Below are 519 nucleotides of genomic sequence, written 5' to 3' on the forward strand. Positions count from 1 at the left end.
TCAACCAAGACACTTGATGATTCACAAGAAAAGGCACTAATTCGTTGGATTCGTCAGCTTGATAATCTATATAGTCCACCTACGGCCGGAATGATTGAGCAGAGTGCCAACCAAATACTGCAGCGGAATATAACCGACGGGCAATCTCGTACAGTTGACAAGAACTGGGTTTATCGCTTTATTAAACGTCTTCCTGAGGAGTTTAAGCTCATTCAGCAGAAGCCGAAAGATAAGAAGCGTCTTGATGCAGAAGATATAGGTGTTCTCCAACACTGGTACGACTGCTTAGAGCCCTTTATCAAGAATATACCTCCCAAAAATATATACAATTTCGATGAAACTGGCTTTCAACTTGGACAGGGAAAGACTCAAAAAGTTGTAACTACTATGCCTCTACGAGCTGCAAGAGGAAATCCCTCTAAAGAAGTAGGGGAACTGATCTCTGCAATAGAGTGTATTATAGCGGACGGTTTTACTCTTCCTCTATACTTTATATTTAAAGGAACATATCATCTTGAG

The 519-nt window shown here is 40.8% G+C and carries 1 protein-coding gene; it reads left to right on the forward strand.

All coding sequences use genetic code 11. The annotated features are described in order from the left end of the window. A partial coding sequence (locus IE142_RS40470; RefSeq protein ID WP_191889537.1) for a DNA-binding domain-containing protein occupies positions 1 to 519 on the forward strand: 519 nt, incomplete at both ends.

This window comes from Streptomyces mutabilis (assembly GCF_014649815.1).
In the GTDB taxonomy this organism is placed as follows: domain Bacteria; phylum Actinomycetota; class Actinomycetes; order Streptomycetales; family Streptomycetaceae; genus Streptomyces; species Streptomyces mutabilis.